At 63.0% G+C, this 21,624-nt stretch carries 21 protein-coding genes; 17 read left to right on the forward strand and 4 right to left on the reverse strand.

Annotation, left to right across the window (positions count from 1 at the left end; genetic code table 11):
- The first annotated feature begins 14 nt into the window (after positions 1-14).
- The 16 genes from LT988_RS21570 (at position 15) to serS (ending at position 14,502) form a co-directional block, all read left to right on the forward strand.
- Entirely contained in the window at positions 15-887 is an 873-nt protein-coding gene (locus LT988_RS21570) for a pirin family protein (RefSeq protein ID WP_232407536.1), read from the forward strand.
- A gap of 32 nt (positions 888-919) precedes the next feature.
- On the forward strand, positions 920-2,074 hold the full coding sequence (locus LT988_RS21575) for an iron-containing alcohol dehydrogenase (RefSeq protein ID WP_232407537.1): 1,155 nt from the start codon (positions 920-922) through the stop codon (positions 2,072-2,074).
- A gap of 431 nt (positions 2,075-2,505) precedes the next feature.
- The gene (lepA, locus tag LT988_RS21580; RefSeq protein ID WP_232407538.1) at positions 2,506-4,308 is read left to right on the forward strand and encodes a translation elongation factor 4; all 1,803 of its coding nucleotides are present in this window, start codon (positions 2,506-2,508) and stop codon (positions 4,306-4,308) included.
- A 242-nt stretch (positions 4,309-4,550) separates the two neighbouring features.
- Positions 4,551-5,402 carry a signal peptidase I gene (gene lepB, locus LT988_RS21585; RefSeq protein WP_232407539.1) on the forward strand — a complete coding sequence of 284 codons (852 nt, stop codon included), beginning with the start codon at positions 4,551-4,553 and terminating at the stop codon, positions 5,400-5,402.
- Positions 5,403-5,494: 92 nt separating this feature from the next.
- Positions 5,495-5,836, forward strand: a complete 342-nt coding sequence (locus LT988_RS21590) for a DUF4845 domain-containing protein (RefSeq protein WP_232407540.1) — start codon at positions 5,495-5,497, stop codon at positions 5,834-5,836.
- A 25-nt stretch (positions 5,837-5,861) separates the two neighbouring features.
- Entirely contained in the window at positions 5,862-6,539 is a 678-nt protein-coding gene (rnc, locus tag LT988_RS21595; protein WP_232407541.1) for a ribonuclease III, read from the forward strand.
- A complete protein-coding gene (gene era / locus LT988_RS21600; protein WP_232407542.1) occupies positions 6,532-7,458 on the forward strand; it encodes a GTPase Era in 927 nt (308 codons plus the stop codon). Before rnc ends, era begins: the two co-directional genes overlap by 8 nt.
- Before the next feature lie 9 nt (positions 7,459-7,467).
- Positions 7,468-8,256 (forward strand): DNA repair protein RecO, encoded by a 789-nt coding sequence (gene recO / locus LT988_RS21605; protein ID WP_232407543.1) that lies wholly within the window; start codon positions 7,468-7,470, stop codon positions 8,254-8,256.
- A 3-nt stretch (positions 8,257-8,259) separates the two neighbouring features.
- Positions 8,260-9,012: a pyridoxine 5'-phosphate synthase gene (pdxJ, locus tag LT988_RS21610; protein ID WP_232407544.1), complete on the forward strand. Its 753-nt coding sequence runs from the start codon at positions 8,260-8,262 to the stop codon at positions 9,010-9,012.
- A gap of 189 nt (positions 9,013-9,201) precedes the next feature.
- Positions 9,202-10,446: a GlgC family sugar phosphate nucleotidyltransferase gene (locus LT988_RS21615; RefSeq protein ID WP_232407545.1), complete on the forward strand. Its 1,245-nt coding sequence runs from the start codon at positions 9,202-9,204 to the stop codon at positions 10,444-10,446.
- Positions 10,447-11,175: an endonuclease III domain-containing protein gene (locus LT988_RS21620; protein ID WP_232407546.1), complete on the forward strand. Its 729-nt coding sequence runs from the start codon at positions 10,447-10,449 to the stop codon at positions 11,173-11,175.
- Positions 11,172-11,786 (forward strand): BMC domain-containing protein, encoded by a 615-nt coding sequence (locus LT988_RS21625; RefSeq protein ID WP_232407547.1) that lies wholly within the window; start codon positions 11,172-11,174, stop codon positions 11,784-11,786. Before LT988_RS21620 ends, LT988_RS21625 begins: the two co-directional genes overlap by 4 nt.
- Before the next feature lie 167 nt (positions 11,787-11,953).
- Complete coding sequence (locus LT988_RS21630) at positions 11,954-12,532, forward strand: class I SAM-dependent methyltransferase (RefSeq protein WP_232407548.1); 579 nt, start codon at positions 11,954-11,956, stop codon at positions 12,530-12,532.
- Positions 12,533-12,539: 7 nt separating this feature from the next.
- The gene (crcB, locus tag LT988_RS21635) at positions 12,540-12,914 is read left to right on the forward strand and encodes a fluoride efflux transporter CrcB (protein WP_232407549.1); all 375 of its coding nucleotides are present in this window, start codon (positions 12,540-12,542) and stop codon (positions 12,912-12,914) included.
- Positions 12,911-13,234: a DUF190 domain-containing protein gene (locus LT988_RS21640; protein ID WP_232407550.1), complete on the forward strand. Its 324-nt coding sequence runs from the start codon at positions 12,911-12,913 to the stop codon at positions 13,232-13,234. The genes crcB and LT988_RS21640 overlap by 4 nt, the downstream gene beginning before the upstream one ends.
- Entirely contained in the window at positions 13,228-14,502 is a 1,275-nt protein-coding gene (gene serS / locus LT988_RS21645) for a serine--tRNA ligase (RefSeq protein WP_232407551.1), read from the forward strand. The genes LT988_RS21640 and serS overlap by 7 nt, the downstream gene beginning before the upstream one ends.
- Positions 14,503-14,901: 399 nt before the next feature.
- Here the strand turns inward: serS and LT988_RS21650 are convergent, their stop codons facing one another.
- Both LT988_RS21650 and LT988_RS21655 read right to left on the reverse strand, forming a co-directional pair.
- Complete coding sequence (locus LT988_RS21650) at positions 14,902-18,324, reverse strand: mechanosensitive ion channel domain-containing protein (protein WP_232407552.1); 3,423 nt, start codon at positions 18,322-18,324, stop codon at positions 14,902-14,904.
- A gap of 100 nt (positions 18,325-18,424) precedes the next feature.
- On the reverse strand, positions 18,425-18,595 hold the full coding sequence (locus LT988_RS21655; protein ID WP_269752155.1) for a hypothetical protein: 171 nt from the start codon (positions 18,593-18,595) through the stop codon (positions 18,425-18,427).
- 41 nt (positions 18,596-18,636) lie between these two features.
- Here LT988_RS21655 and LT988_RS21660 point away from each other — a divergent pair, with 41 nt between their 5' ends.
- Entirely contained in the window at positions 18,637-18,984 is a 348-nt protein-coding gene (locus LT988_RS21660; protein ID WP_232407554.1) for a hypothetical protein, read from the forward strand.
- 59 nt (positions 18,985-19,043) lie between these two features.
- Here LT988_RS21660 and LT988_RS21665 read toward each other — a convergent pair whose 3' ends face one another.
- Positions 19,044-19,589: a hypothetical protein gene (locus LT988_RS21665; RefSeq protein WP_232407555.1), complete on the reverse strand. Its 546-nt coding sequence runs from the start codon at positions 19,587-19,589 to the stop codon at positions 19,044-19,046.
- A 117-nt stretch (positions 19,590-19,706) separates the two neighbouring features.
- Positions 19,707-20,546 carry a hypothetical protein gene (locus LT988_RS21670; RefSeq protein WP_232407556.1) on the reverse strand — a complete coding sequence of 280 codons (840 nt, stop codon included), beginning with the start codon at positions 20,544-20,546 and terminating at the stop codon, positions 19,707-19,709.
- Positions 20,547-21,624 lie beyond the last annotated feature (1,078 nt).

Raw genomic sequence — 21,624 nt, forward strand, 5'->3', positions numbered from 1 at the left:
CAGGAGCGATTCAGATGACAGAGATGCTCTTTCAAACCGAGCCGGTCCGGCAGTCTCGTCCGATCGAGCGACTGGTCGCCGGCCAGGCGACCACCGACGGTGCCGGCGTGAACCTGATTCGAGTGCTGACCCAGCCCTTGCAGCAGCGGCTGGATCCTTTCCTGATGCTCGATGCCTTCGGCAGCGATGATCCGGACGACTATATCGCGGGTTTTCCGGATCACCCGCACCGCGGATTCGAGACGGTCACCTATATGATCGCCGGGCGCATGCTGCATCGCGACAGTGTCGGGCACGAGGGTCTGATCGAGACCGGCGGCGTTCAGTGGATGACCGCGGGCAGCGGTCTGGTCCATTCCGAGATCCCGCAGCAGGCGCAAGGGCGGATGGAAGGCTTCCAGCTGTGGCTCAATCTGCCGGCCCGCGAGAAGATGATTCCGCCCTGGTATCGTAACTTCACCGCGAGCGAGCTGCCGCGCTTCCAGACCGATGCGGGCGTGGCGGTCACAGTCATCGCCGGGGCGACCCACGGCGTGACAGGCGCCGTGACGCGCGAGACGACGGCGCCGCTCTTCCTGGATCTGCATCTGCCGGCGGGAACCCGCTTCGAGCAGGCGCTTCCGATCGAGCAGAATGCCTTCATCTACGTGTATCGGGGAGCGGTCGACGTCGCCGGTCAGGCGGTCCCGTCGCGGCGGATGGCCATCCTTGCCAACGATGCGGACGCCGACGGCGTGGTTCTGGAGACGGCGGACGAGGCACGGGCTCTCCTAATTGCGGGGCATCCGCTGCGCGAGCCGATCGCCCAGCATGGGCCCTTCGTCATGAACACCATGCAAGAGATTCAACAAGCGGTGCGTGACTACAGTGCCGGCCGGCTGGCCTGAGCAACGGGCACGCGCCACAACGGAGCCTAAGAATGCAAAACTTTGTTTTCCACAATCCCACCCGAATCCTCTTCGGCGAGGGTCAGATCGCGGCGATCGGCCCTGAGATTCCGAGCGGCTCCAAGGTGTTGATCACCTACGGCGGGGGCAGCGTCGTGAAGACAGGCACCTTGGCCGAGGTCAAGGCGGCGCTCGGAGACATCGCCTTTCTAGAGTTCGGCGGCATCGAGCCGAATCCGACCTACGAGACGCTGATGCAGGCGGTCGAGCTCGCGCGCCGCGAGAAGGTCGACTTTCTGCTCGCCGTCGGCGGCGGTTCGGTGATCGACGGGACCAAGTTCATCGCCGCGGCCATCCCGTTCGAGGGCGAGCCTTGGGACATCCTGGCCAAGCAGGCACCGTTCAAGAGCGCGGTTCCCTTCGGCAGCGTGCTGACGCTGCCGGCGACCGGGTCCGAGATGAACGCGGGCTCCGTCATCACGCGGCGAGCGACGCACGACAAGCTGGCCTTTATCAATCCGCTGGTCTTTCCGCGCTTCTCGGTGCTGGATCCGACCAAGACCTATACGCTTCCGCCGCGTCAGGTCGCCAACGGCGTGGTCGATGCCTTCGTGCACATCGCCGAGCAGTATCTAACCTATCCGGCCGATGCCAAGGTGCAGGACCGTTTCGCCGAAGGACTGCTGCTGACCCTCATCGAGGAAGGCCCGAAGGCGCTGGCCGAGCCCGAGAACTACGCGGTGCGCGCCAACCTCATGTGGACGGCGACCCTGGCGCTGAACGGTCTCATCGGCGCCGGCGTGCCGCAGGACTGGGCGACCCACATGGTCGGACACGAGATCACGGCGCTGCACGGGCTGGATCATGCCCAGACCCTGGCCGTCGTCTTGCCGGCAATGTTGCAGGTCAGACGGTTCGACAAGCGCGGGAAGCTCCTGCAATACGCCGAACGGGTCTGGGGTCTGCGCGAGGGCGATGAAGACGCGCGCATCGATGCGGCGATCGAGCGCACCCGCGACTTCTTCGAATCGCTCCAGGTCCCGACACGGCTCTCGGGTTACGGGATCGGCGCCGACGCGATCGCGCCGCTGGTCGATCAGCTCAAGCGTCACGGCATGACGGCGCTGGGCGAGCGGCAGGATGTCGATCTCGCCCGCTCGCGACAGGTGCTCGAGCTGGCGCTCTAAACCGCGTCCAGAGCGGTAGGCTCACGTTCGCGTGAGCTCGACGTCGGGTGCACCTACGGCTCTTAGCGGAGACGCGGTTTAGAATTGGAAATTTTTAATCTCTTAAACCGCGCCAGCTCCGACAATGATCGGAGCCGGCGCGGCCAAGCCGATTCAACAGACTACGCATACCGCGCCGGGCGCGGTTTAAGCCCGACTCCCCCGGGATCGTCGACTTGCAGTCGACCTCTTTCGCCGGCCTAGCGGCCGGCGGGTCGATTGCTGGTCGACGATCCCGGGACGGGTGTTTCGCAGCACATGCCCATCGCGCCCGTGTCTGCTATGATTCGCCCTCATTTCAGACACCCGCTCGCGCGCCCGGCCGACCTAAACGGCTTGCGTGTACGCCTGCCGCGCGCTCTTCACCCTATCCCCGGGCGACCTCCAGCTTCATGACAGACCTCAGTCATATCCGAAATTTTTCGATCATCGCCCATATCGATCACGGCAAGTCGACCATCGCCGACCGCTTTATCCAACACAGCGGCGCCTTGACCGATCGCGAGATGTCGAGCCAGGTGCTCGATTCGATGGATCTGGAGCGCGAGCGGGGGATTACGATCAAGGCCCAGAGCGTCACGCTCGACTTCAAGGCGCGCAACGGCGAGATCTATCAGCTGAACTTCATCGATACGCCGGGGCATGTCGACTTCTCCTACGAAGTGTCGCGCTCGCTGGCCGCCTGCGAAGGCGCACTGCTGGTCGTGGATGCGGCCCAAGGCGTGGAGGCGCAGAGCGTCGCCAATTGCTACACGGCCATCGAGCAGGGTCTCGAGGTCCTGCCCGTGCTCAACAAGATCGATCTGCCGTCGGCCGAGCCCGAGCGTGTCATCAAGGAGATCGAGGAGATCATCGGTCTCGATGCCGAGGATGCGCTACGGGTCAGCGCCAAGACCGGCGCGGGGATTCCGGAGCTGCTCGAGGCCCTGGTCCAGCGCATCCCGCCGCCGCGCGGAGACGTCAACGCTCCGCTACAGGCGCTGATCATCGATTCCTGGTTCGACCCCTATGTGGGCGTGGTCTCTCTGGTGCGCGTGATGAACGGCGAGATGCGCCGCCGCGACAAGATCCTGATCATGTCCACCGGGCGTACGCAACAGGTGGATGCGGTCGGCGTCTTCACCCCGAAGAAGACCGAGCGCGATCGTCTGGGCGCCGGCGAGGTCGGGTACATGATCGCGGGCATCAAGGAGATCGATGGCGCACCCGTCGGCGACACCATCACCCGTCCCGACGCCCCGGCCCCCAAGCTGCCGGGCTTCAAAGAGGTGCGCCCGCGCGTTTTCGCCGGGCTCTACACCGTGATTTCCGATGACTACGAGGACCTGCGCGAGGCCCTGGGCAAGCTGCGGCTCAACGACGCGGCGCTGAACTACGAGCCCGAGGTGTCGCAGGCGCTGGGTTTCGGCTTTCGCTGCGGCTTCCTCGGGATGCTCCACATGGAGATCATCCAGGAGCGGCTCGAGCGCGAATACAATCTGGATTTGATCACGACCGCGCCGACCGTGGTCTACGAGGTCCTGCGATCGGACGGCGAAGTCATCAAGATCGACAATCCCGCTAACCTGCCGGACACCGGTCAGATCCGCGAGGTCCGCGAGCCCATCATCGAGGCGCACATCCTGGTGCCGCAGGATTATCTGGGCTCGGTAATCAATCTCTGTATCGAAAAGCGCGGTGTCCAAAAGCAGCTCCAATATCTCGGCGGTCAGGTCCAGGTCAGCTACGAGCTGCCGTTGAGCGAGGTGGTGCTGGATTTCTTCGACCGTTTGAAATCGGTCAGTCGCGGCTACGCGTCATTCGAGTACGAGTTCAAGCGCTTTCAGGCCGCCGACCTGGTCAAGCTGGATGTGTTGATCAACGGCGACAAGGTGGACTCGCTCTCATCGATCGTGCACCGCGCACTTTCGCAAAACCGCGGTCACGACATCACCGTGCGCATGAAGGATTTGATCCCGCGGCAGATGTTCGAGGTGGCGATTCAGGCCGCCATCGGCACCAAGGTGATTGCCCGAACCACGGTCAAGCCGCTGCGCAAGAACGTCACGGCCAAATGTTACGGCGGAGATGTGAGCCGCAAGCGCAAGCTGTTGGAAAAGCAAAAGGCCGGCAAGAAGCGCATGAAGCAGGTGGGACGTGTCGAAATCCCGCAGGAGGCGTTTCTTGCGGTGCTTCAAGTCGGCAAAGATAATTGAAGATTGAACCGCGTCCGGAGCGATCGGCGTTGTTTTGCGTTTGATTGGCCTTGCCAGGCCAATGAACGTTTAAGTCAACGCGGTTCAAGAAATTAGAGGTTTTTAAGGCGTAGGATCGTCGGTCGTTGTTGTTGGCGAATGCGATATGCTTACGGCTCTGAGAGCTGAGAACGAAGAACCGATACCCAATCACCGATCACAGCCTCATCCATGAATCACCGAGAGACTTCATAAACCTACCCATGAATTTCGATTTTCCTGCCTTTTTGGTGTTGGCGTCCGTCGTGACCGGCGGGATTTGGCTGGTCGATGCGGTGATGTTCGCCCCGCGTCGGCGTCGATTGGCCCAGGCTGCGGTCGGCGGCGGGGCGCTCTCAGACGGAACGAAGCCTGCTTACAAAGAGCCGGTTCTGGTCGAGTATGCGCGCTCCTTCTTTCCGGTCATCTTCGCCGTTTTGGTGCTGCGCTCCTTTTTGGTGGAGCCGTTTCGGATCCCCTCGAACTCCATGATGCCGACGCTGCTGACCGGCGATTTCATCCTGGTCAACAAATTCGCGTACGGGTTGCGGTGGCCGGTGCTCAACTCCCGATTCCTCGAGATCGGCGACCCTCAGGTCGGCGACGTGGTGGTGTTCAAATTCCCGCAGGACCCCTCGGTCGACTACATCAAGCGTGTGATCGGTGTTCCGGGCGACGAGATTGCGTATCAAGACAAAACGATTTATCGCAACGGCGAGCCGGTCCCTCAGCTGCCGATCGGTCGCTATACGGGTGTCGGGTCGGGGGCGGAAATGACCGGCGCGCGCGAAGCGCTCGAGCAGCTCGGCGATGTCGAGCATCGAATCTTGACGCGACAGAACGCGCCGGACCTACCGCCGGGGTGTCGGGTGTTGGCCTACGGCCCGATCAAGGTTCCGGAAGGTCAATATTTCGTCATGGGCGACAACCGCGACAACAGCAACGACAGCCGGTGCTGGGGCTTCGTGCCCCAGGATAACCTCGTCGGCAAGGCATTCGGTATCTGGATGCATTGGGACGGGCGTCGCGACGGTTCCCCGATTGCGTGGGGTCGTCTCGGCAACGGGATCGATTGATCGGATCACAAGGGACCGGAGCGCCGGCTTCGGTTCCTGCGGAGGTGCTTGTGAGATCGCGTCTGCACGGCCGTCAACGCGGAGCGGGGATCTTGTCGATCCTCGTCATTCTCTCGCTGATCATTTTTTTCGTGACCCTTGCGTTCAAGCTGGGCCCTGCATACATGGGTTTTTGGACGATCAAATCGGTGATGGACAACGTCGCCGAGCAATCGGCGCCGATCAACGGCGGCGCGCGCGAGATCGCCAATCAGATCGGCAAGCGGCTGGACATCAACAGCGTGAGCCAGGTGAACACCAAGGATTTCAAGATTCGGCGTATCGGCGAGAACCTCTACCAGGTGAACCTGGACTACGAGCAGCGTCAGCATCTCTTCTTCAACGTCGACTCGGTTTTGACCTTCGCCTATCAGGTCGAGGTCAAGGGCCAATGAGGGACGATCGTGTGAAGGTCGATCCGTGAACGCCGATCCACTCAGGCTTGCTCGGCTCATCGGACACAAGTTCGTGCGCGAGGAGCTTCTCCTTCAGGCGTTGACCCACCGCAGCGCAGGATCCGCCAACAACGAGCGCTTGGAGTTTCTCGGCGATGCCTTGATCGGTTTCGTGATCGCCGAAGCGCTCTGGACGCGCTTTCCCGAGGCGGACGAGGGGACCCTGAGCCGCATGCGTGCGTCGTTGGTCAAGCGTGAGACCCTGGCTGACCTGGCCCGCGGACTCGATCTGGGCGGCTACCTCAATCTCGGGGCCGGTGAGCTGCGCACCGGCGGTCATGCCCGCGACTCGATCTTGGCCGATGCCTTCGAGGCCCTCTGGGGGGCCGTGTACCTGGACGCGGGATTTACGTCCACGCGCGATCTGGTCTTGCGTCTTTTTGCCACGCGCTTGTCGCAGACCAGCGCGTCTCAAGCCGGAAAGGACCCCAAAACCCAACTCCAGGAATGGCTCCAGGCGCAGCGCCGGCCGCTTCCCGAATATACGGTCGTGGCCACCGGCGGTGATCAACATGCCCAAACCTTCGTCGTCAGTTGCGTGCTCCCCGACGCGGATCTCGGTACTCGCGCCGAGGGCGGCACCCGACGCGGCGCCGAGCAAGCGGCGGCACACGCCATGCTGGAGCAGCTGAAGAATGTCTGAAATCATCGTCGGTCGTTGCGGAACCGTGGCCATCATCGGGCGACCCAACGTCGGCAAGTCGACCTTGCTCAACCGCCTGATGGGTCAAAAGCTCGCCATCACCTCGCACAAGGCCCAGACCACCCGTCACTCCATCCTCGGCATCAAGACACGCCCCGAGGGTCAGATCCTCTTCGTCGATACCCCGGGCATCCATCAGCGTGGGGCCAATGCACTCAACCGGTATCTGAACCGCGCGGCCCGCACGGCGATCAGCGATACCGATTTGGCGCTCTTCGTGGTGGAGGCGCTGCGCTGGACAGACGAGGACGCTGCGGCACTCGAAGCCATCGCGACCGCCGGCGTGCCCGTGATCGCCGCCGTCAACAAGGTCGATCGGGTCGCGAGCAAAGAGGATCTGCTGCCCTACCTGCAGGACCTCGGTCAGCGGCACCCCTTCCTGGACCTGATCCCGGTCTCCGCGGCGAACGGGGATCAGGTCGACGTGCTCGAGCTTGCCCTGCTGCGCGGCTTGCCCGAGGGTGAACCGGCCTTCCCGGAGGATCAGATCACAGACCGCTCCGAGCGCTTCTTTGCCGCCGAGCTGGTGCGCGAGCAACTGGTACAGCGTTACGGCGAGGAGCTGCCGTATCGCACGACCGTGGAGATCGAGCGCTTCGAGGCGGTCGGCGGGCGCTACCGCATCAATGCCCTGATCTGGGTCGAGCGCCAGAGCCAGAAGGCCATCATCATCGGTCGGCAGGGCGAGGCGCTGAAGGCCGCCGCCACGCAGGCGCGCCTGGAGATGCAGAAGCTGTTCGGCTGCCCGGTGCATCTGGAGGTGTGGGTGAAGGTGAAGAAGAGCTGGTCGAGCGACGAGGCGGCCTTGGGGCGTCTCGGCTACGGAGATGGGCCATCGGACGGGCGCGGAGGCGGTTGAGCCGGTGCCGTGAACGCTCGCGGGTCTTTGTTTCAGGCCTTCGTGCTGCATCGGCGCGATTACGGCAACACCAGTCTATTGCTTGAGATCTTCGCCGCCGGGCGAGGACGCTTTCCGGCGATCGCCAAGGGTGCCCGCCGCGCGCGCCGCCCGGCCAGTGCCTTGCTTCAACCGTTTCAACCCCTATGGTTGGATGCTGTCGGGCGCGGCGAGGTCTTGACCCTGACCCGGGTCGAGGCTGCCGGACCGGCGATCGGTCTGCTCGGGCGCCCCCTGTTGTGCGGCTTTTATCTCAACGAGTTGTTGGTCCGCCTGCTCGGTCGCGATGATCCGCACGATCCCCTGTTCGCCTTTTATTCTGCAGCGCTGACCGGCTTGGCGCGTGGCGACGACCTCGAGAGCCTGCTCCGTCAGTTCGAGATCCGTCTGCTTGACGAGCTGGGTTATGCGCTGGCTCTGGATGTCGAGACCGGTTGCGATCGGCCTGTCGTGCCCGACGGGTCTTATGTGCTCGTCCCGGGACAGGGTATGCAGCGGGTCGGAGCGGAGAGTCGCGACGGCCGCATTTCCGGCGCGACCTTGCTTGCATTGGCGCAGGGCAACCGGTTGGCTCAGGATCAACTGCGCGAGGCGCGGGCACTTCTGCGACGCCTTCTGGAGCCCCACCTCGGGGGGCGCGAGTTGAAGAGCCGCGAGCTGTTTCGGCGCTTTCTCGTCACGTCGGTCCCGAATGCCGGGGCCGACGTTGTGCACGCCCCGCGAATCGACGCGTCCCCGAATCACGAATCGGAGTCTTGAATCTTGACCAGTCAACACGCTGCCGGGGTCCTGCTCGGCGTCAATATCGACCATGTCGCGACCATCCGCCGGGCACGCGGGACCCGCTATCCGGAGCCGATTCAGGCCGCTCTGGTTGCCGAGCAAGCGGGAGCCGACTCGATTACGCTGCATCTGCGCGAGGATCGTCGCCACATCCAGGAGCGTGATGTGGAGCTGCTGTGCGGCATCCTGCAGACCCGGATGAATCTGGAGATGGCGGCGACACGGGAGATGGGTGATATCGCCTGTCGGCTGAAACCGGCCGATTGTTGTCTGGTGCCGGAACGTCGCGAGGAGCTCACCACGGAAGGCGGCTTGGACGTGCACGCGAATCGGCCGCACCTTCGGGATTTCTGCACAGGCTTGGCCGAGGCCGGGATTCGGGTCTCGCTGTTCATCGATGCCGATCCGGACCAGATCGAGGCGGCGCATGCCGTGGGCGCACCCGTGATCGAGATCCACACCGGGCATTATGCCGACGCCGAGACGGCTGCTGCGCGAGCCGAGGAGCTGGCTCGCATTCGGCGGGCAGTGAATCTCGGGCTTTCGCTTGGTTTGCAGGTGAACGCGGGGCACGGTCTTGACTATCACAACGTCAAGGCGATCGCGGCCATTCCCGGCGTGCGCGAGCTCAATATCGGACATGCCATCGTCGCCCGCGCCATCTTCTCCGGCCTCGATCAAGCCGTTCGGGACATGAAGGGCGTGATCGATGCAGCCGTAGCGGCTGGGTGATGGACGCCCGTCAACCGCATCCATCAACCCCGGAGTGCTTGACCGACAGGCCTGCCCGCGTGCAGGTCGGCGGTCCGCGCATCGACCTCGGCTCGCCCGATTTTGGTTCCCCCGGCTGGCCTTTCCGACAGCAACCCCGCTAGACTGTGCCGCGGGGCGAGGGGTCCCGTCGGTGATTTCCGCTGCGCTATGCCTACCGAGACGCTTATTCTTGTCCTTGCCATCGATCGCGGTGCGGGTCCCGCTCCGCTGACGGAGCACCGTACGAAAGCGGCGGTGCCGTTCGGGGGCAAGTTCCGTGTCATCGACTTCACCTTGGCCAACTGTCTGCATTCCGGATTACGACAGGTCCTGGTGCTGACCCAATACAAGAGCCACTCGCTGCACAAACACCTGCGCGATGGCTGGTCGATCTTCAATCCGGAGCTGCGCGAGTTCATCACCCCGGTCCCGCCGCAGATGCGCGAGAGTCAGGAGTGGTACGCCGGTCCGTTCGATGCCATTCGTCAGAATCGCTATCTGATCGAGCGCAGCCGTGCACGGCAGATCCTGGTCTTGGACGGAGGCGCCGTCTATCGCATGGATTATGCCGAGCTGGTGCGCGCCCATGCAGAGTCCAAGGCCGAGATCACGGTCGCCGTTCGCGCGGTCAACGGGCGCGGGTCCGGGACACAGGCGAGTGTCGAGCTGGCCGAGGGCGAGCGTATCGCCGCTTTTCGTCCACCGGCGCCGCCGCCGCTGGACAATCCGCTCGCTGCGCCGATTCCGGACGATTCCGAGCGTTTGGAGACCATGGGTGTCTATGTCTTCGACCGTGGTTTTCTGCTCGACGAGATGGCGCGTTTGGATCAGGCTCGGCGAACTGACGTTGCGGTCGTCGATAGGGATTTGGCCCTGGATATCGTCGACCCCGTCGTCGGCGATCATCACGTCGTCGCCTATCGTTTCGGCCAAGACCGCGGGCGCGTGACGCCTGATCGCTACTGGTGCGACCTCGCATCGGTCGATGCCTACTACCAAGCAAATATGGCTCTTTTGCGCGCCGAGCCGCCTCTGGATCTCTATCAGGCCGACTGGAACATCCACACCTACCAGGGTCAGTATCCGCCGGCCCGCACGGTCCCGGGGGCGACGAGCGGGAACGAGGGCATCTTCGTCAACTCGATGTTGGCCGCGGGCACCGTGATCAGCGGCGGCGGGGTCAATCACTCGGTGCTTTTTCCAAAGGTGCGGGTCCAGGACGGGGCTATCGTGGAGGCCTCCATCCTCTTCAACGGCGTGACGGTCGGCGAGGGCGCGCACCTGCGCAACTGCATCGTCGAGAAGGACGTGGAGATCCCGCCGCGGATGCAGATCGGTCACGACCTGAAGACCGACCGAGAGCGCTTCGCCGTCTCCGAGAAGGGTGTGGTGGTGGTCACCAAGAGCCCCTGAGTGAAGGCCGAGCCGTTGCGGCGCGTCTATCGGATGCTGCTCGATGCCTTCGGCGAGCAGGACTGGTGGCCCGCGCAGAGCGCCTTCGAGGTGATGATCGGGGCGATTTTGACGCAGAATACCGCCTGGACGAACGTCGAACGCGCGTTGGAACGTCTGCAGACTCGCATTCCGCTCGACGCGGAGTCCATCCTTGCTCTGGACCCGTCGGAGCTCGCCGATGCGCTTCGACCCTCCGGCTATTTCAACGTCAAGTCGCAGCGTGTGCGGGGTTTTTGCGAGGAATATCTACGGGCCGGCGGCCATCGCGGGCTGGATGCGCTGACCACGCCCGAGCTGCGCGCTCGGCTCCTGGCGATCAAAGGAATCGGCCCCGAGACTGCAGACGATATCCTCCTCTACGCCTTCGACCGTCCCGTCTTCGTCGTCGATGCTTACACGCGCCGGATCTTCGAACGACTGGGTCTGCTCGCGGGCGGAGAGACCTACGAGGTCATTCGTCGTGCCTTCGAGCAGGCACTCGGCCCTGACGTGCCGATGCTCAAGGAGTACCATGCGCTCATCGTTTCGCAGGGCAAAGAGGTCTGTCGGACGCGTCCCGCATGTGATCGTTGCGCATTGCGCCGGACCTGCGCCGCGGCAGCGCCGAGCCCCTCGGATTCATCCACTTCATCGCGCAGGTCGCATCGGCGTCGGCGCGGGTCAACAGCATCAGAAGAGACCCAATGATCGAGCTTCGGACCTACGTCTTCATCGATTCGCTTCAGCCGCAGCTCGCCGAGTATCTCGGCACCGTCTCGCAAGGCTTCCTGCCGGTGCCGGGCGATGCCTGTCTCTGGATCGAGGTCGCGCCGGGGATGGCCGTGCACCGTCTAACGGATATCGCGCTGAAGGCGACGCGGGTGCATCTCGGGCAGCAGGTGGTCGAGCGCGCCTTCGGGTCCATGGTCATCCACCATCGCGACCAAAGCGACGTCATGGACGCCGGTCGAGCGGTACTGAATGCGCTCGACACGACCGAGGGTGCCCGCAAGGCCTGCCGGATCGCCTGGAAGGAGACGATCCGCTCGATCACGCCGGACCACGCCGTCCTGATCAATCGGCAGGATCGACGCGGATCCATGATCCTGCCCGGCCAGAGCATGTTCTTCCTGGAGACCGAGCCCGCGGGTTATGTCGTGTATGCCGCGAACGAGGCGGAGAAGGCATCGAACGTGACGCTCATCGACGTGCGTGCGGTCGGCGCTTTCGGGCGTCTGACCTTGGCCGGACGCGAGGCCGATATCGACGCGGCAGGGAAAGCGGCCGTGGCCGCCATCCACAATCTCTCGAGGGTTTGACGTCGCATCGATTCCGGGACGTACCCGTCGTGTGTTGAGCCCGCGAACCATTTCGGTCAAGACGGCGCGTCGTGTTCCTCGCAGAACCCGACGCGACTTAACGTACCACGCGGTCTTTTCGCCTTTGCTTTCCATCTCCTCGATCGACACCCCAATCGCCTCCACCGATGCCGAGACTCGACAACACCAGCTTCTATCTCGACTCGCTCACCTCGCATGGCGAGACCGCCAAGGGCGTGCAGTGGCAATCGACTCAGAGCCAAGAGCTGCGTTTCAAGGTGCTGCGCAAGCTCCTGCCTGAAGACCTTTCGGGGTTGACCTTGGTCGATGCCGGCTGCGGATTCGGCGACTTCTATCGCTACCTCGATCGATGCAACAACCTACCCGGGCGCTATATCGGATTGGACGTGATGGAGCCGATGGTTCAGGCCGCGCGCCGTCGCACGGGATGCGAGATCCGAGTCTGCGACGTGCTGGAGGATCGACTCCCGAATGCGGACTACTATCTGTGCAGCGGCGCTATGAACAACCTTACCCGGGAGGAGACTTGGGCCTTTATCCGGTCTTGCTTCGCGGCGTCTCGCCGCGGTTTTATCTTCAATCTGCTGAAGGGAACGGACGGTCCGGGCAGCTACAACTATCAGCAGCCGCGTGATCTTGTCGTCTTGGCCCGAGAGTTGGGTGCTGAGCCGCGCTTGGAGGAAGGCTATCTGAGCGGTGATTTCACCATGGGCCTTATGAAGTAGATCGCGAATGCTTCAGCTCATTGCGATTGCCGCCGGCGGCGCACTGGGCGCGTTGGCGCGCTACGGGATGTCGAGTGCCGTTTACGCGTGGTTCGGCCGGGGCTTTCCCTGGGGGACCTTGGCGGTCAATCTGCTCGGCTCCTTCCTGATGGGGCTCTTGTTCGTCCTCTTGATCGAGCGCTTGAGTTGGGCGCCGGAATGGCGCGGAGCGATCCTGATCGGCTTTCTCGGCGCCTTTACGACGTTTTCGACCTTTTCGATCGAGACGCTGAATCTATTGGAAGACGGGGCCATGCTGACGGCCTTTCTCAATATGGTCGTCAGCGTTTGGCTCTGTATTTTGGTCTGTTGGGTCGGGGTTATCCTCGGGAGGTCGCTATGAGTCGGGTCGAAGCGCTCATGGTTCGGATCTATCTGTCCGAGTCCGATCACGTGCTCAAGGCGTTGCTTGCCTGTCTGCACGACGATCTCGGCGTTCGAGGGGTCACCGTCATGCGCGGGATCGAGGGCTATGGGGCGTCCGGGAAACGGCACGGTGCTGCATCCCTGATCGATCTCTCGCTCGATCTGCCCTTGGTGGTGGAGTTTTTCGATCGACCCGAGAAGGCCGCGTCCGCCATCACGCGCGTCGAGCGCTTCGTTCGGCCGGGTCATATCGTATCCTGGCCGATTACTGTCGAATTCGAGGAATCCGAATGTTAGATCCACGCCTGCTGCGGAACCAACCGGACGAGGTTGCCGCGCACCTTTTACGTCGCGGTCTGGTCCTGGATACCGCGCGCATCGAGTCGTTGGAGGCCGAGCGCAAGGGCTTGCAAGTCGAGGTTCAGTCGCTGCAAAACGAGCGCAACACCCGCTCGAAGGCGATCGGGAAGGCCAAGGCGACCGGCGCCGACATCGGGCCCTTGCTGGCCGAGGTCTCCGACTTGGGCGAGCGTCTGAAGGTCTCGGAGGCGCGGCTCGACGAGATCCAAGCCGCGGTCGAGGAGATCGCACTGGGACTGCCCAACCTGCCGGATGCCAGCGTGCCGGACGGGCGCGACGAGCGCGAGAATCGCGAGGAGCGTCGCTGGGGCGAGCCGCCGAGCTTCGGCTTCCAACCGCGTGATCATGTCGACCTCGGTGCCTTCAACGGATGGATGGACTTCGACCTCGCTGCGAAGCTGACGGGCTCGCGCTTCGTGGTCTTGTCCGGTCCGCTCGCGCGTCTGCATCGCGCGCTGATCCAGTTCATGCTCGACACCCACACCGCAGAGCACGGCTATACCGAGGTCTATGTTCCCTACCTGGTGAACGCCGAGAGCCTCTACGGGACCGGCCAGCTTCCCAAATTCGAGCAGGATCTCTTCAAGGTCCCGGGCGAGCGCGATCTCTATCTGATCCCGACCGCCGAGGTGCCGGTCACCAATCTGGTTCGCAATCTCATCCTCGAGGCGGGCGAGCTGCCGCGTAAATGGGTCGCGCACACCCCCTGTTTCCGTAGCGAGGCCGGCTCGTACGGCAAGGACACCCGCGGGATGATCCGCCAACATCAGTTCGAGAAGGTCGAGCTGGTCCAAGCCGTGCGGCCCGAAGGGTCGCTCCAGGCCCTGGAAGACCTGACCCGGCATGCCGAGTCCATTCTGCAACGTCTCGGGCTCGCCTATCGCGTGGTCTCGCTCTGCTGCGGCGATCTCGGCTTTTCCTCGCGCAAGACCTACGATCTCGAGGTCTGGCTGCCCGGTCAGCAGACCTATCGCGAGATTTCCTCCTGCAGCAACTTCGGCGACTTTCAGGCCCGTCGACTCCAAGCCCGCTGGCGCAATCCCGAGACCGGCAAACCCGAGCTGCTCCACACGCTCAACGGCTCCGGCTTGGCGGTCGGCCGCACGCTGGTCGCCGTGTTGGAGAACTTTCAGAAGGCGGACGGGCGCATTGTCATTCCCGAGGTACTTCGGCCCTACATGGGGGGCCAGGACGTACTGGGGTAACGTCCGCGCGGCGACGCGAGACTCGGCGGAACACGCGAAGCAGCCGCTGAGGGAATAATCCCAGATCCGGCAGCTGATCGCTGACGACGCAGCGCTCGTCGAGGTATTCACCCGCAGTGGTGTCGAAGGGACGACGGTGATGTCATCACTTAGCGGCGAGCAGACGTTTATCTTCAACGAAACCCGGGCACATCGAAGGTTCTCGCACGCGAGGCCTTGCGGGCGGTCGGGGTCTTCGAATAAGGCTGCGGCGCAAAGACTGTGGAGCACCCAAGAGGGCCGCGGCTTGCAATGGGCTTGGGCGTGTTGTTGGACATCGGGCCGTTCGGAGCGGGTAGCCAGTTGCTGCCGTCGAGGGAAAGAAAATGGGTCTGCCGATGACGGCGCTTGAGACCGGTTCTATTCGCTGCTGGGACCCGTGTGCTCGATCTGAACCCGCAGCGGCTTGATGGTGTCAAGATGCAGGTCGCGCTGCGGGAAGGCGATGCTGATGCCGGCGGCATTGAACTTGTCGTTGATGGCCTCGTTGAGCGCGCTGATGGTGCTGATGCGCAGATCGATGGAATCCACAAAACAGCGCAGCAACAGGCCGAGTGCGTTGTCGCCGAAGGTCTCGAAGATCACCGTCGGGGAAGGCTCATCGAGCACGTTGGGGTTCTCGTCCGCCGCCTCCTTCAACAGATCCATGGCTTGGCGTACCGGCGATCCGTAGGCGATACCGATGGCGAGAACAATCCGCGTGGTCTGGTCTGATAGCGACCAGTTGAGCAGACGCCCGGTGATGAATTCCTTGTTCGGGACCAGCAATTCCTTGCCGTCCCAGTTGCGGATGGTAGTGGCGCGGATCTTGATCTTCGTGACCACGCCATCGGTGTCGCCGACGGTGACGGCGTCGCCGACGCGGATGGGCCGCTCGAACAGGATGATCAGCCCGCTGATAAAGTTTGCGACGATCTCCTGCAGGCCGAAGCCGATACCGACGCTGAGTGCCGCCGCCAACCATTGCACCTGTGACCAACGCGCACCAAGGGTGCTGAGCACCAGCAACAACCCCACGGCGACGACGACATAGGTCGTTAGCGTGGTCAGGGTATAGCGGCCGGCCGCCGTCATCTTGAAGCGCTGCAGCAGCAGGATCTCCAACAGTGCCGGGAGGCGATCCGCCAGCACCCAGGTGCCGATCGCGTACAGCAACGCCTGACCGACGTTTCCCAGCGTGATGGGCAACGGCTGCTCCACGCCGTCGACGATCACGGTCCCATGCCACAAGATGATGTCGTCGAAGATGTGCAGTGCCGGCAGGGCGCTGAACCAGATCAGGTAAAAGCCGACGATCGCCGAGGTGACCATAAGGATACGGATCAGCCCGCGCGCCTCGTCGCTCAGGGCCGTAATGTCCACCTCCTGCTCCTCGAAATGCAGCTCACCCATCTCCCCGAGTGCCTCCTGCTCTTCGGCTTCCGCTTGCTCCGCGCGTCGGCGTTCCATGGCGGCATCGTAGGCGAGGCGCCGGCGGGTGACCTGGAGCCAACGCAAGGCGAGCGCATTGCTCAGCACCAGCGCAAGCAGGAACCAGAGCGTCAGCAGAAACAGATAGGAAAAGGCCGTGGCGGTGTAGACGTAACCGGTCCACGCGAGGGCGATCAAGGCCAGGGGAGCGCCGACGATCAGCGGGTACCAGACGATGTACGTACGGAAAACCATCGGATAGGCGCCGACTGATCGCAAGTGCGTAAGCACGCCATGCCGGGGATGGAACACCCGGTAGAGGAACCAGGACAGCGGCAGGTAGCCAAGCAGCACACCAAGCTCGGCCAAGGTCCCGCCGCTCTGTGCCTGGTCGATACCCAGCGCGACATCGATGATGAAGACGGCGGTCACGAACGGCCAAATGAACACATTGAGCTGGGTTCGCAACAGCGTCAGGTTGCGCTCCGGCCAGCGAAAATGTGCCGCCGCCAACCCCCGCGGTCGGCAAATGGCGCCGAAGCTGAGCAGAATGGCTAGATGCAGGGCGACCCGCATCAGCGCATAGCCGAGGGCGTGGGACAGCTCCGTTGCGCCGCTGTCGGTCTGAAGCTGCCAGCCCGCGGCCGCCAACAGCAAGGGCAGCGGTGCCGCGAGCAGCAGGGTCAGGCCGAGGACCCGGCCGGTATAGTTCATGCGGTCGGTGGTGGGTTTGCCGATGCGCGGCGCGACCCCTTCGATGACGGCGATGATCGCTCGGCGGCGCAATAGTAGGACGCCAGCGCCGATCACGGCGAGCCAGAAGGCGGGACTGCGCAAGAGCTGCTCGCCAACCAGGCGCGGCAAGCTCGGCAGGTCCGCTGCCGTGAGCCGAGCGCTGAGTTCGCCCGGCATCGCGAGGATGTCCTCGACTTGCATGGGTTTCGCGTTGCGCAACCAGGGGAGTTGCTCGTCCAAGTAGGCGTCATACTCGGCGGCGGTTGTGAGCAACGCCTGCTCGGACCGATCGAGCTCGCGCAGCTTGCCGAGGTAGGTTTGATCCGTCTTCAAGGCCTTGTCGAGGAGTGCCTGGCGCTGCTGCACCAGCTCCAGCAACTTGACCTGCTGTGCCTCGGTCCAGGGGCCAGACTCGGTCTCGGCCGAAACCGGCGCGTCGGCCTGCAGGGCCAGCGCGAGCCGCTCCACAGTCGCTTCCGTATCCGCGATGCGCCGCGCCTCGGCGCGATGTTTCAGCCGACGCACGTTGAGGTCGGCGATTTCCGTCTTGCGCTGTTCGTCGTTTTGAACAAAGGCCCGCAGGTCCGGCAGGGCCTCGAACTGCTGCAGCAGGATCCTGCCGAGATCGTCGTTGATCTCACCGGACTCCAGCGTCTCACGGGCATCTTGGTAATCGGCGGCAATCTGCTCGACGAGCTGCTCGAGGTCCTGCCGCACCAGATCCTGCGCCTGAAGCTGCTGGGTGATGTCGTTGACTTCACGGGACAATGCCGCGTTCTCCGCGGACAACTCGACCAACACCGGGTGCATTCCCGCGAGCTCGCGCTGGGTCTGCTCGGCTTCTGTCGTTGCTTGTTCCGCCGCCTGACGTCGTTTGCGGTCGATCAGCTCATCGAGAACCCGCATGCGCTCGCCGATCCAGTCGATGTTGGCGCCTTCCTTATCGAATTTCGCCTCCAGCAACTGCATCCGCAGCGGCAGGGTCGAAAGTTCCTGCTCGAGCATGGTGGTCTCGGTGCTCAGCGCCATGTAGCGTGTCTCCAGCACCCACTTTTGGGCTTGCGCAAACGTGGGGCTTGAATCGTCCGCGGCCGGTGTCTGAAGCTGCGCCGAAGCCTCTTCGCGTTGTTGCGTCGCCTCTGCGAGGCGCTGGTCGATGGCCTCGGGGCGCTGCTCGAGGGTTGCCAGACGGGACTCCAAGTCAGCGCGTCGCGCGTCGGCCGCAGTCAGATTCGCCTGCTCCTTCTGAAACAGCTGCTCGAGCACCGGCAGCGGGCTGTCTTCAGACGTATCGAGGCCATCCATCGGCTCGGCTCGGGCATCCGGGGCCAGCGCCGCGCGGATGGCCTGGATCTCGGCCGGCGCGCGCTCCGCCCGACGCCGAAACGTCGCCGCAGATGCCGCGTTGTCCTTCGCCGCTTGTAGGTTGCTCAGGGCCTTGCGGTACAGCTCGATCAGCTCGGTCTTGGCCTCCTCGGTTCTGTCGGTCGCCGCCTCCTCTTCGGCGATCTTCGACTCCAGCGCCTGGGGGGTGACCAACCATCCGGGTAGCGCGCTGTCGGCCTCTTGCGCACAGGCGCTCGACAGCCAGGCAGCCCAGAGTGTGCAGGCGATGACGATAGGGAAAATGGTTCGCATGTTTTTCGTTCTGTTACTTCCAGCGTGCTTGAGATTCGGGTTAATGATTCGCCGCGATGGTATTGGACGCGCTAGGATTGGACGCGACAACCTCCTCCGCTTACCCGCCCTTCTGACGCAGAGACAGCGTCTGACTCGGGAAGGCGATGCTCAGGCCGTTGGCCTCGACGACGGCGCAACGGCGAAAGATCACCGCGTCGTCGAAGGTGCGGATCTTCGTGCTGCATAGGCCGACATCGATCACCGCACCCTCGCCGTTCGGCGTTACGATCCACTCAGGGCGCCGCTGAAGTCACCCGGCTCGATATCGACATGTCCATCGGCGCCGATCGCGAACGGCTCATGGCGTGGCTGCAGATCAACGAGCAGACCAGACCGGCGCTGTTGGAGCCGGTAGGTTCCGAGCTGACCCAAGACCTCCATAACGTCGAGGATGCGCTGTTCGACGTCGTCCTCGTTCGCGGTCTTGCTGAACGTCTGGGCACGGCACCTTTAAAGGGGGACGCCGGTGATTGGCCATCCATGGCCGAAATCGGCACGGGAAGCGAAAACGCGGTCTCCGGAGGCTACCGTCACTGGACCTTGGCGATAGAACTTGAAAAACAGGCGGAAAACCTTCGATGTCGTTGTCGCGCGGATACTCGACAACGACAAGGATAGCGACAACGAGGTCAGTCTTCGAATCCTTCTTCTTGGTTCTGGCTTTACCGGGTGATGTCTCAGTAAATCACCGCACGCCGCCAGGCACGTCGACGCACGCCCGCGTAGGAGATCGGTGTCAGCGGCATGCCGATGATGTCGATGAACAAGGAGGCGGCACCGGCGCTGGCCGGGATAGTGCCCTCCAGGATCTTGACCTGATAGCTCAGGTCGTTGCCCGCCAAGACAGGATCGCGCAGCTCGACGACCGCGTCGTCGAGCGTCTTGTCGTCGAGAAACGACAGGGTCGCGTTCGGCGGGTCCTTCAGGAAGCTGTCGCTGCCCTCACCCCAAAACGGCACGAAGCGGGCTGTGGTCATGTGCCCGGCGATGCGCTCCGGACGGTCGGAGAACATCACGGTCGCCGGGTTCACGCCCGCGAGCGTCAGCTTGCCATCGGCGTAGGTCACACCGGTGGCGTTCTGCACGAACAGGAAATCGGCCTTGTCGTGCTTTGCCTTGGGCGCGTGAGGCTCCTTCTCGGAGGCCTGGGCCGATCGAGTCACCCACGCGAGCGGCCCGAGTAGGGCCGCGGTTGCGATCAGGTTGCGTCTGTTGGTCATCATCTTCTCCTTCTTATCATTGGGTTTAGGGGGCGTTTTAAGGATTGCGGATGGCGCGATCGGCGCCTTCTTGGCGTCCGTCTCCAAATCGCTATCGAAATCGGGACCGGGATCGTGCGCTTACCAGCGGAAGGTCGCCCCCAGCGTCGGGCCGGTCATACGCAGATCCGCGTCATTCTTGCCATTGAAATCGTAGGAGAGGTTGCGGATGGAGAGGTTGATATCACCCCAGTCGAAGGCATAACCCACGCCCAGCAGTGCCTGCCAGGTCCAGTTCGATGATCCGGTGCCGACGTCCAGGTAGTAGGGCATGTACCAGCGGCCCTCACCGAGCCGGACCTGTCCCTTGACCCCGATGATGCCGTCCCACTCGGTCAGGTCGCGGGAACTGCGTGTGCTGGTGTCGATAAAACCACGGCTCCCGCTGACGTCGAGCTTGAGCTCGGTGTCGACCCCTACGTAGCGGAACCCGGCCAAAAGATCGAGGTGACCTTCGGGCTTGCGCACCAGGGTACGGGCGCCCGCCAGTGTCCAGACGGTTGCCGAGAGGCTGGTCGTGGCGTTGCGATCGATGCTGCTCAATGCCTGCCCCTCGAGACCGGTAATGTTGCGCACCTTCGAGCGCTGATCGCCGAAGTCGATATAGATGATGTCGGTGAACGCCGCCCAGTCTCCCTTGCGTACGTCGCCGGTGACCATGGCCCCGAACTTGAGGTTTTGCAGATAGTCGTTCGGGCCGATCTCGGTGCTGACGCTCAAATCTCCGAGGTCGGATCCCAGCACACGTCCGTCGATGCTGCCGTTGACATTCGGCACCCACAGATAAGGCGTTAGAGTGAAATGCCAGCCACCGTCGTCGGGATCGACCTTGCCCGCCGCGAGGGCGACGGCCGGCGACGCCGACAGGCAGAGGACCGCTATGGCGGTTAACGTCCGATGGAAGGGTACAGTTACGCGCATGAGAGAGTTCCGTTACCGCGTGGATCAATAAAGCCGCCCTGAGCTCCGGGTGTTGCGCTGTGCAGGCGTTGTCGCTCTGGGCTGGGATGGAAATTTGGAATCATCGCTGTGATAGCCATATTTCTCCGGGGATGCTGCCAGGCTTCATTGCCTCCGTCTGACCATTTCACGCCAACTTACGGGGTGTGACCCCGTCCGCGCCCATCATGGAGCCAGCGACCTGAATATCCCCGTCGTACGGGCCCAGCATTTGATCCACTCTATCGGAGTTCTCCGAGACGCTGGTGTCGTCGGTATGAGCGAGCCCACCTTGCAGCGCCGGCTGGCGGAAAGTGGCTCGACCTATTCCCGAATCGCTCGAGAGGCGCATTTCTCGATCGCAACGACGTCCGCGACCAAGCGCCGGTTGGTGTCAGCGCATTGCTGCACCGCATCAGACAACTACTTGTCTAAATTTTCTTAGGCGCATTCGACTTGATCCAGCTCAAGTTGTTACCGGCACGAGCAAAAACGAAGAAATCCACATGATCTGTGGATAACCTGGTGAATAACGCGCTTTCGCGCATGTTAGAGCCATGTGTCATCGGCCATGCGTTAGATCGGTCAGCGATTGACCAGACGACTTTTTTCAACAGTTTCGGGTACTACGGAATCTTATCGAATGCTGATTGATTACCGTCTGGGCCCGGGGTTGTGGTGCACTGTCAAGCGCCAGCTGTGGACAAATTCACTGAGTTGCTGGCCAAAAATAACCGGCTTCGGTAGCATCACGAATTGGTACGGAGGCCCTATGGGCGTCTATCGAAGGTGACCAAGATGAAGGCCGTGCTGCGTGCGGTCGTGTATTGCTGCCGCCTGCGCTGCTTGCGTGACGCTGAGGTTGCATCTTCTGCAGTAGCCTTCAGCAGCGCTATCAGAGTAGCCGCATCACGCCCCGTCGAAGGGGTTGTCGAGCGAACGCCGGGGTCTTAAGAGGGGCTGTGGGTGCTGGGCTGACGATACTGGCATCAAAACAAGGGCAGCATGCGTGCGCTCGGCAGATGCGCCTTGTCTAGGCGGGGTTTTGAACCGATCGCCA

Source organism: Thiocapsa bogorovii, from assembly GCF_021228795.1.
Taxonomy (GTDB): Bacteria; Pseudomonadota; Gammaproteobacteria; order Chromatiales; family Chromatiaceae; genus Thiocapsa; species Thiocapsa bogorovii.

Bases quoted from the DNA above. Each gene is read 5' to 3' on its own strand.
- LT988_RS21630 (WP_232407548.1), top strand. From the start codon at position 11,954: ATGCCGAGACTCGACAACACCAGCTTCTATCTCGACTCGCTCACCTCG.
- LT988_RS21665 (WP_232407555.1), bottom strand. From the start codon at position 19,589: ATGATGACCAACAGACGCAACCTGATCGCAACCGCGGCCCTACTCGGG.
- era (WP_232407542.1), top strand. From the start codon at position 6,532: ATGTCTGAAATCATCGTCGGTCGTTGCGGAACCGTGGCCATCATCGGG.
- serS (WP_232407551.1), top strand. From the start codon at position 13,228: ATGTTAGATCCACGCCTGCTGCGGAACCAACCGGACGAGGTTGCCGCG.
- LT988_RS21640 (WP_232407550.1), top strand. From the start codon at position 12,911: ATGAGTCGGGTCGAAGCGCTCATGGTTCGGATCTATCTGTCCGAGTCC.
- LT988_RS21570 (WP_232407536.1), top strand. From the start codon at position 15: ATGACAGAGATGCTCTTTCAAACCGAGCCGGTCCGGCAGTCTCGTCCG.
- LT988_RS21615 (WP_232407545.1), top strand. From the start codon at position 9,202: ATGCCTACCGAGACGCTTATTCTTGTCCTTGCCATCGATCGCGGTGCG.
- crcB (WP_232407549.1), top strand. From the start codon at position 12,540: ATGCTTCAGCTCATTGCGATTGCCGCCGGCGGCGCACTGGGCGCGTTG.
- LT988_RS21575 (WP_232407537.1), top strand. From the start codon at position 920: ATGCAAAACTTTGTTTTCCACAATCCCACCCGAATCCTCTTCGGCGAG.
- lepA (WP_232407538.1), top strand. From the start codon at position 2,506: ATGACAGACCTCAGTCATATCCGAAATTTTTCGATCATCGCCCATATC.
- LT988_RS21670 (WP_232407556.1), bottom strand. From the start codon at position 20,546: ATGCGCGTAACTGTACCCTTCCATCGGACGTTAACCGCCATAGCGGTC.
- LT988_RS21625 (WP_232407547.1), top strand. From the start codon at position 11,172: ATGATCGAGCTTCGGACCTACGTCTTCATCGATTCGCTTCAGCCGCAG.
- lepB (WP_232407539.1), top strand. From the start codon at position 4,551: ATGAATTTCGATTTTCCTGCCTTTTTGGTGTTGGCGTCCGTCGTGACC.
- LT988_RS21660 (WP_232407554.1), top strand. From the start codon at position 18,637: ATGTCCATCGGCGCCGATCGCGAACGGCTCATGGCGTGGCTGCAGATC.
- LT988_RS21650 (WP_232407552.1), bottom strand. From the start codon at position 18,324: ATGCGAACCATTTTCCCTATCGTCATCGCCTGCACACTCTGGGCTGCC.